This window comes from Paraburkholderia sp. UYCP14C, from assembly GCF_004197395.1.
Classification (GTDB): Bacteria; Pseudomonadota; Gammaproteobacteria; order Burkholderiales; family Burkholderiaceae; genus Paraburkholderia.
In genome coordinates, this window is record NZ_SELS01000022.1 from 46,882 (window position 1) to 63,714 (window position 16,833).

The following is a 16,833-nucleotide window of genomic DNA, read 5'->3' on the forward strand; positions in this document are numbered from 1 at the left end:
CAATTCGGGACGATCGGCAACTTTTATGGTGGCCATGGAAGTTGTCCGGCCAGCGGCTTCGGCCGAGAATTCAGGTCAGGGATTGCACGTATCAGACCGATGCAAGGAGGAGAACGGAGGTGTTGAGCGCGGAAAATAATCAGTTACTGACTCAGGTGGGACCCAGCACGCCGATGGGCGAATATCTACGCCGTTACTGGCACCCGGTTGCCGGCGCGAGCGAGTTCGACGACAAGGCAGTGCGGCCGATCCGGCTGTTCGGCGAAGACCTCGTGCTGTTCAGGAGCCTGTCGGGCCAGTACGGCTTGATCCAGCGGCGCTGTCCGCATCGCAACGCCGATCTCGCGTTCGGCTTCGTCGAACAGGACGGTCTGCGTTGCGCGTATCACGGCTGGGAGTTCGGCTCGACCGGACAGTGCCTGCATCAGCCCTTCGAGGAGATCGTCGATGCCGACGCTCGCCTGCGCAAAAAGACCACGGTCAAGGCCTACGAAGTGCGCGAGAAGGCCGGCATGCTGTGGGCATACATGGGTCCGGCGCCGGCACCCGAGCTGCCCGACTGGGAGCTCTTCAATTTCAAGAACGGCTTCGCGCAGGCAGTTTTTGCCGAACTGCCGTGCAACTGGTTCCAGTGCCAGGAAAATTCGATCGATCCGATTCACTTCGAGTGGACGCACAACAACTGGACCGCGCGTTTGCACGATAGCCAGGCCGAGTACGTGCCCACGCATCTGAAGACGCAGTACGAGGAATTCGACCACGGCTTCGTCTACAAGCGGCTGCGCGCATCGGAGACCGAGGAGAATCCGATGTGGACCGTCGGTCGCGTCACGCTGTGGCCGAACGCGTTCTATCTCGGTCACCACTTCGAATGGCGCGTACCGATCGACGACGAAAACACGCTGAGCGTGCTATGGGTGTTCAGCCGCGTGCCGCGCGAGCAGGAGCCGTACGTGCAGCAGCGCATTCCGTCCTGGTACGGGCCGCTGTACGACGAGCATGGCGCATGGATCACGAGCCACGTCGCGAATCAGGATTTTGCCGCGTGGGTCGGCCAGGGGCGCATCACCGATCGCACGAGGGAAACGCTCGGCGCGAGCGATCGCGGCATCGTGATGCTGCGCAAGCGCTTCTTCGATGAACTCGACGCGGTCGCGGCCGGCGCCGAGCCGAAGGGCCTGATTCGCGACCCGGACGCCAACCGAGACATGCCGCTGCCATCCGCGTGCCGCGACGAGATGATCGACGGCCTGCCGCGCGCGGAGCTCGATCGGCATCAGCTGCTCGGACCATATCTGCGCGACTTCATCGGTCAGGCGGGGCAACCGGAGCAGGTGCGGCTCGCTTACGAACAGGCGATCGGGCAGAAAACGCAGCGCGCGAAGCTCTTTATCGTGCATGGCGCGTCGGCGCCGCAGGAAGCGCAGACGCATGATGGCGTCGCAAGCTCGTCGGCAAGCGCGGCAACGACCAGCCCAGGCCGCGCCGAATCCATTCAACAACCGGCGAGCCGTTAAACCGCCATGACGCATTCCCCTCTGCTGCAAGCCCGCGTGCGCACGCTGCGTCACGAAGCCGAAGGCGTGCTGAGCGTCGAACTGGTGCCCGCCGACGGAGCGCATTTCCCCGCGTTCAGCGCGGGCTCGCACGTCAATCTGCATCTGCCGAACGGCGTCACGCGCAGCTATTCGCTGCTCAATTCGACTGACGACGTCGACCGCTACGTGCTCGGCGTACTGTGCGACCCCGACAGCCGCGGCGGCTCGCGCTTCGTGCACGACAGCCTGCGCTGCGCGACGGTCCTGCCGATCAGCGCGCCGCGCAACAACTTCGCGCTCGCGCCGGATGCCGACTCGAGCGTGCTGATCGCGGGCGGTATCGGCGTGACGCCGATCCTTTGCATGTACCGGCAGTTGCGCGCGCAGGGCAAGACCGCGCGCGTCGTCTATTGCGCGCGCTCGCGCAAGCAGGCCGCGTTTCTCGACGAGTTCGCGGCGCTCGGCGGCGCCGTCGAGTTGTGGTTCGACGACGAGCACGGCGGCCAGCCGTTCGATCTCGCAGCGTTTCTCGCCGCGCAGCCGAAGCACGTGCACGCATACTGCTGCGGCCCATTGCCGATGCTCGCCGCATTCGAGGCCGCCTGCGCGGCGAGCGGCATCGCGAACGCGCATGTCGAGCGCTTCGCCGCCGATCCGGCCGCGACACTCGTGCCGACGAGCAGCTACGTCGTCTATCTGAAACGCAGCGAGCGCACGATCGAGGTGCCGGACGACCAGCGCCTGCTCGACACGCTGCTCGCGGCCGGCGTCAGCTGCGACTACAGCTGCGGCGAAGGCATCTGCGGCGCATGCGAGACCACCGTGCTCGACGGCGAGCCCGAGCATCGCGATTGCGTGCTGAGCGAAGCGGAAAAAGCGGCGGGCCGAAGCATAATGATCTGCGTGTCCGGCGCGAAACCCGGCGGCCGGCTCGTGCTCGACCTGTGAACACGCTGGCGCCGGACCGCGCACCGCATGCATCATGCGTGCGGCGCGCGCGGCGATTGCAGTTAAAATTGGCGGAAATCGACGATTTTCACCATGACTTTCGAAACATCCGCTGCCAGCCACGCATGTCCGCGCTTTTATTCGCGCCTGGATTCGCGCTTTAGTCCGTCTTTCACACTGCGCGCTTCGGGGACCTCGCCCCGATGAAGCGCGCGAGCCCACCCAATTTCGACCAGTCCGCGTTCAAACAGGCGCTCAGCCAGTTCGCGACCGGCGTCACCGTGATCACGACGCGCGCCGCGTCCGGCCAGCTGATCGGCATCACGGCCAGCTCGTTCAACTCGGTGTCGCTGACTCCGCCGCTCGTGCTGTGGAGTCTCGCGACGCGCTCCGCGTCGATGCCGGTGTTCCGCGCCAACAGTCACTACGTGATCAACGTGCTGGCCTCGACGCAGCTCGATCTGTGCAAGCGCTTCGCGACCGTGAAGGGCGACCGCTTCGAGGGCGTGTCACACGCGGCGGGTGACACCGGCATGCCGGTGCTCGACGGCGCGCTCGCGTGGTTCGAATGCCACAACCGCAGCCGCTACGACGAAGGCGACCACGTCATTTTCGTCGGCGAAGTGGAGCGCTGCGGCGTGCATGAAAATGCCGCCGACATGCAGCCGCTCGTGTTCCAGGGCGGCCAGTTCCACGGCCTGAAGCCGCTTTGAGCGGCGCGGCGCTGCCTTGGCGCCGATAGCGCCCACCGGTCAGACGCGTCGAAACCGGCGCGCCCCCGCCCTCACCACCCTCAGCGCTCGTTATGCGTGGCTCCGTGCCCGCTGCTCTTCTTCACGAGCGACACCGGCACGCCCGAATCTTCCTTCAGCGTTTCGAGCACGATGTTCGAACGGATGTCCATCACGCCCGGCGCCTTGTACAGGCGATTGAGCACGAAATCGGAATAATGTTTGAGGTTGTGCGCGAGCACGCGTAGCAGATAGTGGGTTTCGCCGGTCACGACGAACGCGCCGACCACTTCGGGCCAGTCGCGCAATGCTTCGGCAAAGCGCTCATGCCAGTTCTGCTGATCGTTGCGCATCGATACCTGCACGAACGCTTCGAGCTCGAACCCCAAAACTTCGCGGTTCAGACACGCCCGGTAGTGTTCGATGACGCCCTGCTCCTCCAGCAGACGCAGCCGTCGCAGACACGCCGACGGCGACAGCGAGATGCGCTCCGCCAGGTCGAGATTGCTGATTCGTCCTTCCTGCTGTAGCACCGTCAAGATACGGCAATCGGTGGCGTCGAGCGAGATCGCGTTCATATTCGGTCTCCCTTTCCTGTTTGAATCAAATTATGTTCCAAGACACGGCTGGTAAGGAGATTTTTTCGCAATCACATTTCGCGGCTTGACCTCTATCATTTATAGATAGTTACCAACCGTCGAAACTGTCATGCAAGCACTCTGGGACATCACCCCCGCTGTCGATACCGCCACGCCCGTCTGGCCGGGCGACACGCCGGTCGGGATCGAGCGTGTCTGGCGCATGGAGGCTGGCTCGCCGGTCAATGTCGCGCGTCTGACGATCTCGCCGCACACCGGCGCGCATACGGATGCGCCGCTGCACTACGACGCCGACGGCGCCGCGATCGGCGACGTGCCGCTCGACGCGTACCTCGGTTTATGCAGAGTGATTGACTGTATCGGCGCGTCGCCTGTTGTGACGCCACAACACCTGGCCGGCTCGCTCGACGAGCTGCCGCCGCGAGTCTTACTGCGCACTTACAGAAAGGCGCCGACGCGCGAGTGGGACAGCGCGTTCTGCGCGGTCGCGCCCGAGACCGTCGACCTGCTCGCCGCGCGCGGCGTGAAGCTGATCGGCATCGACACGCCGTCGCTCGATCCGCAGGAATCGAAGACGATGGACGCGCATCACCGCATTCGCGTGCACCGGATGGCGATTCTCGAAGGCATCGTGCTCGACGCGGTCGAGCCCGGCGACTACGAGCTGATCGCACTGCCGCTGAAGCTGACCACCCTCGACGCGAGCCCGGTACGCGCGGTGCTGCGCGCACTGCAAGGCACTCGCTAAGTCACGCGACTCGGCGAACCAACAACCCGACAACCCAACCCATCGAACCACCATGAACCATCGTGACGAAGCCGTGGCGCTCGACAGCGCCGACCCGCTCGCAGCGTTGCGCGACCAGTTCGCGCTGTCGCCGACCACCATCTATCTCGACGGCAACTCGCTCGGCGTGCCGCCGGCCGCCGCCGCGCAGCGCGCGCAGACCGTGATCGCCGCCGAATGGGGCGAAGGACTGATCCGCAGCTGGAACAACGCCGGCTGGTTCGCGCTGCCGCGCCGGCTCGGCAACAAGCTCGCGCCGCTGATCGGCGCGGCCGAAGACGAGGTCGTGATCACCGACACGATCTCGATCAACCTGTTCAAGCTGCTGTCGGCCGCGGTGCGGCTCGCCAATGCGCGCGATCCGAAGCGTCGCGTGATCGTGTCCGAGCGCTCGAATTTCCCGAGCGATCTGTATATCGCGCAGGGCCTGATCGAGCAGCTCGATCGCGGCTACGAACTGCGCCTCGTCGACGATCCGTCGGAGTTGCCCGACGCGATCGGCGAGGACACCGCGATCGCGATGATCACGCACGTGAACTACCGCACCGGCTACATGCACGACATGGCGGCGCTGACGAAGCTGATCCACGACAGGGGCGCGCTCGCGGTGTGGGATCTCGCGCATTCGGCGGGCGCGGTGCCGGTCGATCTGAACGGCGTCGGTGCCGACTACGCGGTCGGCTGCACGTACAAGTATCTGAACGGCGGCCCCGGCTCGCCCGCGTTCGTATGGGTGCCCAAGCGCCACCAGAACGAGTTTTCGCAGCCGCTGTCGGGCTGGTGGGGGCATCGCGCGCCATTCGAGATGAGCCCGACGTATCGGCCCGACGACGGCGTGGGTCGCTACCTGTGCGGCACGCAGCCGATGGTGTCGATGGCGCTCGTCGAATGCGGACTCGACGTGTTCCTGCAAACGAACATGCAGGCGGTGCGCGAGAAGTCGCTTGCGCTGACCGACCTGTTCATCGAACTGGTCGAGACGCGTTGCAGCGAATTTCCACTGCAGCTCGTGACGCCGCGCGAGCATGCGCAGCGCGGCTCGCATGCGAGCTTCGAACATCCGCACGGCTACGAAGTAATGCAGGCGCTGATCGCGCACGGCGTGATCGGCGACTATCGCGAACCGCACGTGCTGCGTTTTGGCTTCACGCCGTTGTACACGCGCTTCGTCGACGTCTGGGACGCCGTCGAAACCTTGCGCGACGTGCTCGCCCGCGAGGCCTGGCGGGCTCCTGAATTCGCCCAGCGCGGCGCCGTTACCTGAGGATTCGAGAATGACCGATCATATGCAAACGCCGGGCTTGCCAGAAGAACCGGCGGCACAAGGCTGCCCGTTCGGGCATGGCCGCACGGCCACGGCGCCGCACGCGAGCGCTGCGACCGCCTCGGCGAGCATGGCCGACAGCGGCTGGCACGACGCGCAGCTCGACTTCTCGGAGTCGATGAGCTACGGCGATTATCTGTCGCTCGGCACGCTGCTCGACGCGCAGCATCCGATGTCGCCGGATCACAACGAAATGCTGTTCATCATCCAGCATCAGACCAGCGAGCTGTGGATGAAGCTCGCGCTGTACGAGCTGCGCGCGGCGCTCGCGGCCGTGCATCGCGACGAGTTGCCGCCCGCCTTCAAGATGCTCGCGCGCGTGTCGCGGATCATGGAGCAGCTGGTGCAGGCGTGGAGCGTGCTCGCGACGATGACGCCGTCCGAATACACGGCGATGCGGCCGTACCTGGGCAGCTCGTCGGGTTTCCAGTCGTATCAATACCGGCAGATCGAATTCCTGCTCGGCAACAAGAACGAGCAGATGCTGAAGCCCCACGCGCATCGCGCCGACGTGTACCAGCAAGTGAAAGCATCGCTCGAAGCGCCGTCGTTCTACGACGAAGTGGTGCGGCTGCTCGCGCGCCGCGGCTTCAGCATCTCGCCCGCGCGGCTCAAGCGCGACTGGACGCAGCCGACCGAGCATGATGCATCGGTCGAAGCGGCATGGCTCGAGGTGTATCGCAATCCGTCCGAGCATTGGGAGCTGTACGAGATGGCCGAGGAACTCGTCGATCTCGAAGACGCATTTCGTCAATGGCGCTTCCGGCATGTGACGACGGTCGAACGCATCATCGGTTTCAAGCAGGGCACCGGCGGCACCAGCGGCGCGCCCTATCTGCGCAAGATGCTCGACGTCGTGCTGTTCCCCGAGCTGTGGCACGTGCGCACGCTGCTCTGACTTTCATCCCGACTCGTCAACGCGCGGTATAGCCGCCATCGATCGGCAGACACACGCCGCTGATCATCGACGCCGCGTCGCTCAACAGAAACAGGATCGGCGCGGCGACTTCGGCGGATTCGGCGAAGCGCCTGAGCGGAATCGCCTGTAACGCGGGATCGCGTTTGACGGGATCGCTCCAGGCCAGCGCCGCCATCGGCGTCAGCGTGACCGTCGGGTTCACGCTGTTCACGCGAATCCCGTGCGGCCCCAGCTCGATGCACAACGCGCGCGTGACCGCATCGAGCGCCGCCTTCGACGCCGAATAGCTCAGATGATCGTCGAGCGCGACGAGCGCGGCCTGACTCGACACGTTGACGATGCTGCCCGCGCGCCCCGCATCGAGCATGCCCCGCGCGACGTGCTTCGCGACCAGCACCGCGCCGCGCGTATTCACCGCCATCACGCGATCGAAGCTCGCGGCCGTCGTATCCACCGCGCGTTCGAGCAACGCGATGCCCGCGCAGTTGACGAGACCGTCGAACGGTTCGAGCGACGCGAATGCTTCGTCGATCGCGGCTTCGTCGCCGACGTCGAGCCGCAACGGCTCGCAGCCGGTTTCCTCGGCGAGCCGCGCGAGCTCGTTCACGTTGCGCGCGGCCGCGACGACCGACGCGCCGCTCGCGCACAGCGCCTCGACCGTCGCGCGGCCGATGCCGCTGGAGGCGCCCGTCACCAGGATCGAGCGGCCGGAAAAATCGAAGGTAGCGTTCATGATGAGTGCAAGCGATGCATGACCGGCTTCAACGCCGGATAGAGATCCACGTACACGCCGAAGCGCTGCTCGTATAACGCCATGCGCCGGGCGTCGGGCTGCGCGCGCTCGATCAGCGTGACCCAGCCGCCTTGCGCCGCTTCGCTCGACACGAGGCCAACGCCGAGCGCAGCGAGCAACGCGGCGCCCATCGCAGCTTCGACGTCCTGCTCGATCGTGTAGACCGGATAGCCGGTGACGTCGGCGATGATCTGCATCCACAGGTCCGAATGCGCGGCGCCGCCCACGACGATCAGCTTGTCGTCGAGCGATTGCGCGCCCTGGCGCCCGGCCTCGATGTTGTGCTTCAGTGCGAACGACACGCCTTCGAGCACCGCGCGATACAGATGCGCGCGCGTGTGAAACAGCGATAGCCCGACGAACGCGCCGCTCGCCTTCGCATCCCACACCGGACTGCGCTCGCCCATCAGATACGGCAGGAACAGCACGCCATCGGCGCCGGCCGGCACTTGCGCGGCCGCTTCTTCGAGCAGCCGATGCGGATCGCCATGCGGGGTCGCGCGCGCGGCCTCGATCTCCGCATGGCAGAACTGCTCGCGATACCACGTGACCGACGCGCCCGCGGTAATCGCGCCGCCGAATACGTAGAGGTCGTGCTGCCCGTTGAAAACGTGCGGCATGCTGATCAAGCCATGCCGCGCGTCGACGCGCTGATTGATGTAACCCCAGCACATGCTGGTGCCGATCATCGCGACGTGCTGCCCCGCGCGTGTGACGCCGGCCGCGAACGTCGCCATCGCCGCATCGACGCCGCCCGCGACGATCGGGGTGCCCGCGTCGAGACCGAGTTGCGCGGTCCATTGCGACAACAGCCCGCCCACTACCTCGGACGATTCGACGAGCCGCTCCGGCATCATCGTCGCGGGAATGCCGAGCATGTCGAGCGCTTCGTCCGACCAGTCGCGCCGCGCGATATCGTAGACGCCGCCGAGATTGCCGGCCGAGCTGTGATCGACGGCGATTTCGCCCGTCAGCATATAGATCACGTACGCGTTCGGCGGCAGGAAATAGCGCGTATGCGCCCACACGTCCGGCTCGTTCTCGCGCAGCCACAGCATCTTCGTGTAGCCATAGTAGCTGTCCACGCCGTTGCCGGTGATCGTGAGGAGCCGTTCGAGATCGACGTTCTCGCGCACCCAGTCGACCTGCGCGGTCGCGCGCCGGTCCATCCAGATCAGGCACGGCGCGAGCGGCCGCATGTCGGTGTCGACCGGGATGCCGGAGCCGCCGTACAGGCTGCTCACGCACAGCGCCTTGATCGCGCCCGGCGCGATGCCGGCCGCCTGCGCGTCGCCGACGCACGCGGCCACGCATTCGACCACCGCCTTCAGCCACACCGCGGGCCACTGCTCGGCCCACAACGGCTTCGGCGTATCGGGTTGATAGCCCGACGCATGCTGCGCGACGATCGCACCGTGCTCGTCGACCAGCAGCGCCTTGGTGCTCTGCGTGCCGATATCGACGCCGATCACGTAGTTCATAGAGTCTCCGTTGAATGGCCACGCAGCGTTTTCACGCGCGCGGCTTCATCAGCACCTTGATCGAGTCGAGCGAGTTTGCGATCCGGATCGCTTCGTCCCATTCTTCCAACGAAAAGCCGTGCGTGACAATGCCCTTCGACGTGACGAGCCCGCGCGCGAGCAGATCGATTGCGATCGGATAGCAATAGGGTCCGAGATGCGCGCCGCGCACGTCGAGCTCCTTGCGGTCTCCGATCACCGACCAGTCGAGCGTCGTATCGGCGCCGAACACCGAGAACTCGACGAAGCGCCCGAGCTTGCGGATCAGGTCCATCCCCTGGTTCACGCCGATCGGCGCCCCGGTCGTTTCAATATAGACGTCGCAACCGTATCCGTCAGTCAGCGAATGGATGATCGCGAGCGCATCCTGCTGCTGCGGATTGATCGTCACGTCCGCGCCGTATTCGCGCGCGAGTGCCAGCCGCTCTTCGACCAGGTCGATCACGACGAGCTTCTTCGGCGTCTTCAGATGCGCGACCTGCGTCATCATCAAACCGAGCGGACCCGCGCCCGCGATCACGACGACGTCGTCCAGTTGCAGATCGCCGCGATTGACCGTGTGAATCGCGCACGCCAGCGGCTCGATGATCGCGGCGTCTTCGAGTGAGATACCGTCGGGAATCTTATGGACGATCGCGGTCGGCGGAATGCGCATGTATTCGGCCATGCCGCCGTCCGCGACCTCGCGCTGAAAGCCGAAGATGTTGTGCACTTCGCACATCCAGTACTGGCCGGATTTGCAGTAGCGGCACTTGCCGCACGGCACGATCTGCTCGGCGATCACGCGCTCGCCCTTGCGCACACCAAAATGCTCGGCCGCGCCCTCGCCCAGTTCCTCGACGTAGCCGAAGAACTCATGGCCCGGGATCACCGGCGCCTTGACCCACGGGCTCGGGCCGCCCCAGAACATCTTCGCGCCCGAATGGCATTTGCAATCGCTCGCGCAGATGCCGCACGCGGCGATGCGGATCACCAGTTCGTGCGCACGGGCGCGCGGCTTCTGAACCTGCTCGACGCGATAGTCTTTCGGTGCATGACAGACGATGGCGGTCATGTTCTGCTGGTCGGATTGAGTCGTCATTGCATGGTCCTGCGATAAGAAGGAGGTGGGGAAGTGAGCGTTACTTTCTGCGGTCGCGGCTGATATAGATCGCGAGCAGAATGATTCCGCCCTTGATCACGTTCTGCACGTATGGATTGACGCCGACCATGTTCAGGCCGTTATTCAGGACGCCGAGCAGCAGCGCGCCGATCAGCGTGCCGATGATCGAGCCGCGTCCCCCGGAGATCGACGTGCCGCCCATCACGACAGCGGCGATCGCATCGAGTTCGAAACCGATGCCCGCGTTCGGCTGGCCGCTCATCAGACGCGCGGTCAGCACGATCGCCGCGAACGCGGACGTCAAACCGGCGATCGTGTAGACGATCAGCTTCACGCGCGCGACACGCACGCCGGACAAGCGCGTCGCCTGTTCGTTGCCGCCGATCGCATACACGTAGCGCCCAAACGGCATGCGTTCGAGCAGCACCCACGCGATCACGTAGATCACCGCCATGATCACGACCGGCGCCTGGATGCCGAGGATCTTGCCGCTGCCGAAGAAGCTGACCCAGTCGGGCAGACCGTCGATCGGATAGCCACCCGTGTAAATCAGCGCGAGGCCGCGCGCGATGCCCATCGTCGCGAGCGTGACGATGATCGGCGGCATGCCGGCGAACGCGACGAAGAAGCCGTTGGCCGCGCCGAAGCCGAGACCGACCGCGATGCCGACCGCCAGCGCCGCCACCCCGTTCATTCCGGCGACCATCAGCCCGGCCGACAGCGTGCCGGCGAGCGCCATCACCGAGCCGACCGACAGATCGATGCCGCCCGTCAGGATCACGCAGGTCATGCCGACCGCGATGATCGCGTTGATCGACACCTGGCGCAGCACGTTCTCGATGTTCGCGGCCGACAGAAAGCTGTCGCTCGCGAACACCATCACGATGCAGACCACCAGCAGGCCGATGAACGGATAGAACAGCGTCGAGCGTTTCAGCGCGGCCCACGTGAAGCGCACCGGCGCGCCCGGCGTGTCGCTGCTGACGCCCGACGTTTTCGGAGAGGAAGAAGGATTAGGCATGTTCATGAGAGGCTCCAGACGCACCGGCGGTCGCATAGGTCATCACGGCGTTCGACTCGATCGCGTCGCCTTCGAGCAGCGCTTCGATGCGGCCCTGCCGGAAGACGGCGACGCGGTCGCACATACCGACGATCTCCGGCAACTCGGACGAGATCATGATGATCGAGTAGCCGCGCGCGGTCAGTTCGCGCATCAGCAGATAGATTTCGGCCTTCGCGCCGACGTCGATGCCGCGCGTCGGTTCGTCGAAGATCAGGATGTTGGTGTGGTGATTGAGCCAACGCGCGATCACGACCTTCTGCTGATTGCCGCCCGAGAGCGTCGCGACTTCGGTGTGCATCGTCGGCGCCTTCACGCCTACGCGTTTCATGATGTCGGCGGTCGCGCGCGCTTCGCTGCGCTGGTCGATGAAAAAGCGCAGCGAGCGGTACTTGCCGAGGTTGTTGATCGAGATGTTCTGCTTGATCGAGAAGTCGGTGATGAGCCCTTCGGTCTTGCGGCTCTCGGGCAGAATGCCGACGCCCGCGCGCAACGCATCGGCGGGATCGGCGAGTTTCGCGGCGGTGCCGTTGACGCGAATTTCCTTCACGTGCGCACGGTCCGCGCCGATCACCGCGAGCGCGGTCTCGGTGCGCCCCGAACCGACGAGTCCCGCGAAGCCGAGTATCTCGCCTTCGCGCAGCGTGAAGCTCAGTTCGGGGCTGTCCTTTAACAACTGAAGGCGCACCACGTCGAGCACGATCTTCGCGTCGGCGCGCGCCGCCGGCTTCGGCGGAAAGCTGCTTTCGATGCGTCGTCCGACCATCATCTGCACGAGCCGGCTCACGTCGGATTGCGCGACCTCGGTCATGCCGACGTACTGTCCGTCGCGCAGCACCGTGATGCGGTCGCACACTTCGAAGATTTCTTCCAGGTGGTGCGAGATAAAGATCATCGCAACGCCCTGCTGCTTCAGCTCGCGCATGATCGTGAACAGATGCGCGGCTTCGGCAGGCGTCAGCGTCGCGGTCGGTTCGTCGAGAATCAGCACGCGCGCATCGAGCGACAACGCCTTGCCGATTTCGACGAACTGCTGCTGCGCAACCGACAGTTCCCGGATCGGCACCGACAGATCGATCGCGACGCCGAGCCGCTCGAAAATCTCCGCCGCCGCGCGCCGCATCCTGCCGCGTTCGAGCATGCCGAAGCGGTTGCGCAATTCGCGGCCGAGAAACATGTTCTCCACCGCGTTCAGATACGGAATCAGGCTGAACTCCTGAAACACGATACCGACGCCCGCGGCCACCGCGTCGTGATAGTTCGCGAAGTGGCGTTGCTCGCCGTCGAGCGTGATCGTGCCTTCGTCCGGCTGATAGATGCCGCACAGAATCTTCATCAGCGTCGACTTGCCCGCGCCGTTCTCGCCGAGCAGCGCGTGAATCTCGCCGCGCGCGATCTCGAGGTGAATGCCTTGCAGCGCCTTCACGCCGGGAAAGCTCTTGCTGATGTTGTCGAGCTTCAGAATCGTGTCCATCGCGTGTTCCTCTGCCGCCGGCCGCCGCGCATGATCGCCACGCGCGGCGGCCTGTGTTTGCGTTACCAGCTGAAGCCCTTCGCGTTGCTCTTGTCGATCATCTTCACGTCGACCGGAATCGCCTTCGGCACATTGGCGCCCCACTTCTTCGCGAGCGCGATGCCGAGCGCGATACGCACCTGGTCGGCCGGGAACTGCGCGGAGGTCTCGACGAATTTCGAATTCGGCTTCTGGATCGCGGCGATCGCTTCAGGTGCACCGTCGACGCTCGTCAGCTTGATGTCTTTGCCCGACGATTCGATCGCCGACAGCGCGCCCATCGAGCCGCCGTCGTTCACGCTGAACACGCCCTTCAGATTCGGATGCGCCTGGATCATGTTCTCGGTGACGGACAGCGCGGTCGCGCGTTCCTGCTTGCCGTTCTGCGTATCGACGAGCTTCACGCCCGGCGCTTTCGCGAGCGCCGCCTTGCAGCCGCGCACGCGTTCGAGAATCGGCACGACCGGAATGCCGTCGAGAATCGCCACCTCGCCGCTGCCGCCGATCGACTTCGCGAGGTAGTCGCAAGCCATCACGCCCGCGTCGTAGTTCTTCGAGCCGACGAACGAATCGACCGGACCGTTCGCGTTCGCATCGACCGCGACCACCACGACGCCCGCCTTCTTCGCCGACATGACCGCCGACTGAATGCCGGTGGAATCGGTGGGATTGACGAGCAGGATGTCGATCTTCTTTTGCAGCATGTCTTCGACGTCGCTGACCTGCTTGCTGACGTCGTGATGCGCGTCGGTGACGACGACCGTCGCGCCGGTCGACGCGGCCGCGTCGTTCAGCGCTTTTTGCATCGTCACGAAGTACGGGTTGTTCAGTTCCTGGAACGTCATGCCGATTTTCAGCGGCGCGGCCTGCGCGGTTTGCGTTGTGGACATCGCGATGAGCGACATACCGAACGCGAGCGCGGCGACACGGCGGGTCAATGTCGTTGAGCGGTTCGATGAGCTAAGCGGAAAAGCAGACGGCTTCATGGTTGTCTCCATTTTTTGAAGTGAGCACGCCCCTCGCGCTGTATGCGCACAGCGCGATCGATGCGTGTTGAAACGCGAGTGGACTAAAGCAGCGAACTACCGGGCGGGCACTATGTGACGGGGTACGCGACGCCGCTGCGCGGCAAGCCCGGCGCGAGCACGATCGCCGGTGCGTTATCGATGCCTCTGCCGTGCGCGGCCGCCTGCTCGGAAGCATCGCGGCTCGCATCGTTCAGTTGCTGATAACGACGGAACGTCGACGGCGCCATGCCCTTCATCGCGAGAAACTGCCGGTTGAAATTCGACAGGTTGTTGAAGCCCGCCTTGAAGCAGATGTCGGTCACGCTCAGTTCGCCATCGGTCAGCAACTGGCACGCGAGATTGATGCGCATACGGTTCACGTACTGCACGAACGGCAGCCCGGTATGGCGGCGGAAATAACGCGAAAACGCGCTGACGCTCTGCCCGGCAAGCTGCGCAAGCTCCGACTCGCGCAACTCGTTCGCGAGGTTCTTGCCGATATACGCGAGCACGTGATTGATGCGGGTCGCCGCGAAGCTGGTCGGATCGGCCTGATACGCGGGACTCGCGAGCGTGTCGCGATCCGGCGCGTTCATCAGGATCTCCAGCATCGACATGAACAGCACGAGCCGACGCAACCCGCGCGCCGCGAGCAGTTCCAGAAAGAGCGGCTTGATCTGCGCCGAGGTCTCGTGACCGAACGACAGGCCGCGACGCGCATCGGCGAGCATCGCCTCGACCTGACGCCACTCCGGAAAACTCTCGAGACAGTTCGATACGAACTCCTGGCCGAACTGCACGACCAGGTTGCGCTGCGCGACGCTCTCGCCTTCGGGCACGTCGCTGACCCAGTTGTGCGGCAGGTTCGGCCCCATCAGCACGAGATTGCCGGGCGCGAAGCTGCCGATGTGATCGCCGACGAACATCTTGCCGGTCGTCGCGACGATCAGATGGATCTCGTACTCCGGGTGAAAGTGCCAGCGCACCGTGCGATACGGATAGCCATGCGACCACACTTTGAACGACTCGTCGTGGCGCACGGCCACGATTTCGAGATCAGGTTGCACTGTCTGCCTCCATGAAGCGGCACGTGCGAGGCGCCGCCGATCTTGATCTTGTAAAGCGAAAAGTAACCGCCAAACGCGTCGGCGGCCACTTAAAAAGAACCCGCGGACCGATACTTTTTTGCATTCGGGTTAGCCCCGACGCACGCGAGGTCAAATTTGATGCAATGCAATATGAGTAGCGCAGCTTGATTTTCGGCCGCCGAGACTCGTCACTACGACCGGACCGCATGCCGCACTGCGCCACGAAAACTCCGCGCCCTTGCCTTGACTTTCGTTTGTCCGGGTACGATCATTCGCTCACACACAGAGCAAATGCTCTGCTCACAGAAGACGTGCGCCTCGCGCGCCGCGAACAAGTGCAACTACGTTGTACGGGACCAGAGTGGGCCATTAGGCGCCGACGCTGGCCGACACAGGAGACAGAACATGAACAGCGGGCAAGGCAGCGGCGCGGCCGCAAACGTAATCCTGCACATCGGCGCGGGATCGTTTCATCGCGCGCATCAAGCGTGGTATCTGCACCGGCTGAACGAAGCGAGCGCGGCCAGCGAGCCGCGCTGGTCGCTGACCGTCGGCAATATCCGCGGCGACATGAACCCGGTGCTCGAAGCGCTTGCCGCGCAGAACGGCGTCTACACGCTCGAAACCGTCACGCCGCAAGGCGAGCGCGCCTACGAGACGATCCGCTCGATCGGGCGCGTGCTGCCGTGGAGCGAAAGCCTCGACGGACTGATCGAAGTCGGTGCCGATCCGGCCTGCAAGATCATCGCGTTCACCGTGACCGAGGGCGGCTATTACCTCGACGAACACGACCGGCTCGACACCGCGAACCCCGATCTCGCCGCCGACCTCGCCGGCGGCCACACGACCATCTACGGCGCGCTCGCGGCGATTCTCGACGCGCGCGTGAAGCGCGGCGCGGGACCCGTCACGCTGCAGACCTGCGATAACCTGCGCAGCAACGGCGAGCGCTTTCATGCGGGCATGAGCGAGTTTCTCGAACGACGCGGCGCGAACGAACTCGCGCAATGGTTCGACGACCACACGTCGTGCCCGTGCTCGATGGTCGATCGCATCACGCCGCGTCCGACGCCCGACGTGCGCGAGCGCGTGAAGGCCGCGACCGGTGTCGACGATGCCAGCCCCGTGATGGGCGAGGCGTTCATCCAGTGGGTGATCGAAGACCGCTTCATCGCGGGACGGCCGGCCTGGGAGAAAGTCGGCGCGGAACTCGTCGATTCGGTGCTGCCGTACGAGGAAGCGAAGATCCGCATTCTCAACGCAACGCATAGCTGCATTGCGTGGGCGGGCACGCTGGTCGGCCTGAACTACATTCACGAAGGCACGCTCGACGCCGACATCCGCCAGTTCGCGTACGACTACGTGACCGAGGACGTGATCCCGTGTCTGACACCGAGCCCGCTCGATCTCGAACGCTATCGCGACGTCGTGCTCGAGCGCTTCAGCAACCCGCATATTCTCGACACGAACCAGCGCGTCGCCGCCGATGGCTTCTCGAAGCTGCCCGGCTTCATCGCGCCGACGCTCGCCGAATGCTTCGAGCGCGGCGTCGCGCCGGCCGCGACCGCGATGTTGCCCGCGTTGTTCTTCCGCTTTCTGGAACGCTGGCACATGGGCAAGCTGCCCTACGCGTATCAGGACGGCGTGATGGACGAGCGCGTCGCGCACGGCTTTTTCACGGCGCCCGAGCCGCTGCGCGCATTCGCGGCCGACCGGCTGCTGTGGGGCGGCATGGCGCAGACGGCCGAGCTCGAAGCGGTGCTCGCGGGCGCGCTCGCGCGTGTCGACGCATGGCTCGCGAAACGCGGAGCGGCTTGACCGCTCGACCACCTGACGCGCATCGAGCCAGGCTTAATGCGCATGACGGCCCGCGCGATGTACGGCTAAAGTAGCGCATCCCCAAC

15 protein-coding genes are annotated in these 16,833 nt (G+C 64.8%); 7 read left to right on the top strand and 8 right to left on the bottom strand.

What is annotated here, in order from left to right; translation table 11 throughout:
• Positions 1–119: 119 nt before the first annotated feature.
• The 3 genes from EVC45_RS21075 (at position 120) to EVC45_RS21085 (ending at position 3,199) form a co-directional block, all read left to right on the top strand.
• Positions 120–1,517 (top strand): aromatic ring-hydroxylating dioxygenase subunit alpha, encoded by a 1,398-nt coding sequence (locus EVC45_RS21075; protein WP_129960172.1) that lies wholly within the window; start codon positions 120–122, stop codon positions 1,515–1,517.
• 6 nt (positions 1,518–1,523) lie between these two features.
• On the top strand, positions 1,524–2,486 hold the full coding sequence (locus tag EVC45_RS21080) for a PDR/VanB family oxidoreductase (RefSeq protein WP_129960173.1): 963 nt from the start codon (positions 1,524–1,526) through the stop codon (positions 2,484–2,486).
• 203 nt (positions 2,487–2,689) lie between these two features.
• Complete coding sequence (locus EVC45_RS21085; RefSeq protein ID WP_129960174.1) at positions 2,690–3,199, top strand: flavin reductase family protein; 510 nt, start codon at positions 2,690–2,692, stop codon at positions 3,197–3,199.
• An 80-nt stretch (positions 3,200–3,279) separates the two neighbouring features.
• Here EVC45_RS21085 and EVC45_RS21090 read toward each other — a convergent pair whose 3' ends face one another.
• Positions 3,280–3,795 carry an Lrp/AsnC family transcriptional regulator gene (locus EVC45_RS21090; protein ID WP_129960175.1) on the bottom strand — a complete coding sequence of 172 codons (516 nt, stop codon included), beginning with the start codon at positions 3,793–3,795 and terminating at the stop codon, positions 3,280–3,282.
• A gap of 130 nt (positions 3,796–3,925) precedes the next feature.
• Here EVC45_RS21090 and kynB point away from each other — a divergent pair, with 130 nt between their 5' ends.
• The 3 genes from kynB to kynA are packed head-to-tail and all read left to right on the top strand — an operon-like array spanning position 3,926 to position 6,825.
• Positions 3,926–4,564, top strand: coding sequence for an arylformamidase (kynB, locus tag EVC45_RS21095; protein ID WP_129960176.1), 639 nt, complete (start codon positions 3,926–3,928; stop codon positions 4,562–4,564).
• A 52-nt stretch (positions 4,565–4,616) separates the two neighbouring features.
• Positions 4,617–5,867: a kynureninase gene (kynU, locus tag EVC45_RS21100; protein ID WP_129960177.1), complete on the top strand. Its 1,251-nt coding sequence runs from the start codon at positions 4,617–4,619 to the stop codon at positions 5,865–5,867.
• 10 nt (positions 5,868–5,877) lie between these two features.
• A complete protein-coding gene (gene kynA, locus EVC45_RS21105) occupies positions 5,878–6,825 on the top strand; it encodes a tryptophan 2,3-dioxygenase (protein WP_129960178.1) in 948 nt (315 codons plus the stop codon).
• Positions 6,826–6,841: 16 nt separating this feature from the next.
• Here kynA and EVC45_RS21110 read toward each other — a convergent pair whose 3' ends face one another.
• From EVC45_RS21110 to EVC45_RS21140, 7 genes are all read right to left on the bottom strand, one after another.
• Positions 6,842–7,579: an SDR family oxidoreductase gene (locus EVC45_RS21110; RefSeq protein WP_129960179.1), complete on the bottom strand. Its 738-nt coding sequence runs from the start codon at positions 7,577–7,579 to the stop codon at positions 6,842–6,844.
• Positions 7,576–9,120 (bottom strand): FGGY-family carbohydrate kinase, encoded by a 1,545-nt coding sequence (locus EVC45_RS21115; RefSeq protein ID WP_129960180.1) that lies wholly within the window; start codon positions 9,118–9,120, stop codon positions 7,576–7,578. The genes EVC45_RS21110 and EVC45_RS21115 overlap by 4 nt, the downstream gene beginning before the upstream one ends.
• 31 nt (positions 9,121–9,151) lie before the next feature.
• The gene (locus EVC45_RS21120; RefSeq protein ID WP_129960181.1) at positions 9,152–10,240 is read right to left on the bottom strand and encodes an alcohol dehydrogenase catalytic domain-containing protein; all 1,089 of its coding nucleotides are present in this window, start codon (positions 10,238–10,240) and stop codon (positions 9,152–9,154) included.
• Positions 10,241–10,280: 40 nt separating this feature from the next.
• On the bottom strand, positions 10,281–11,288 hold the full coding sequence (locus EVC45_RS21125; protein ID WP_129960182.1) for an ABC transporter permease: 1,008 nt from the start codon (positions 11,286–11,288) through the stop codon (positions 10,281–10,283).
• Positions 11,275–12,795 (bottom strand): sugar ABC transporter ATP-binding protein, encoded by a 1,521-nt coding sequence (locus EVC45_RS21130; RefSeq protein ID WP_129960183.1) that lies wholly within the window; start codon positions 12,793–12,795, stop codon positions 11,275–11,277. The genes EVC45_RS21125 and EVC45_RS21130 overlap by 14 nt, the downstream gene beginning before the upstream one ends.
• Positions 12,796–12,857: 62 nt before the next feature.
• A complete protein-coding gene (locus EVC45_RS21135; protein ID WP_129960184.1) occupies positions 12,858–13,820 on the bottom strand; it encodes a substrate-binding domain-containing protein in 963 nt (320 codons plus the stop codon).
• Between the two features lie 110 nt (positions 13,821–13,930).
• The gene (locus tag EVC45_RS21140) at positions 13,931–14,908 is read right to left on the bottom strand and encodes an AraC family transcriptional regulator (protein ID WP_129960185.1); all 978 of its coding nucleotides are present in this window, start codon (positions 14,906–14,908) and stop codon (positions 13,931–13,933) included.
• A 426-nt stretch (positions 14,909–15,334) separates the two neighbouring features.
• Here EVC45_RS21140 and dalD point away from each other — a divergent pair, with 426 nt between their 5' ends.
• Positions 15,335–16,747, top strand: coding sequence for a D-arabinitol 4-dehydrogenase (gene dalD, locus EVC45_RS21145; protein ID WP_129960186.1), 1,413 nt, complete (start codon positions 15,335–15,337; stop codon positions 16,745–16,747).
• Positions 16,748–16,833 lie beyond the last annotated feature (86 nt).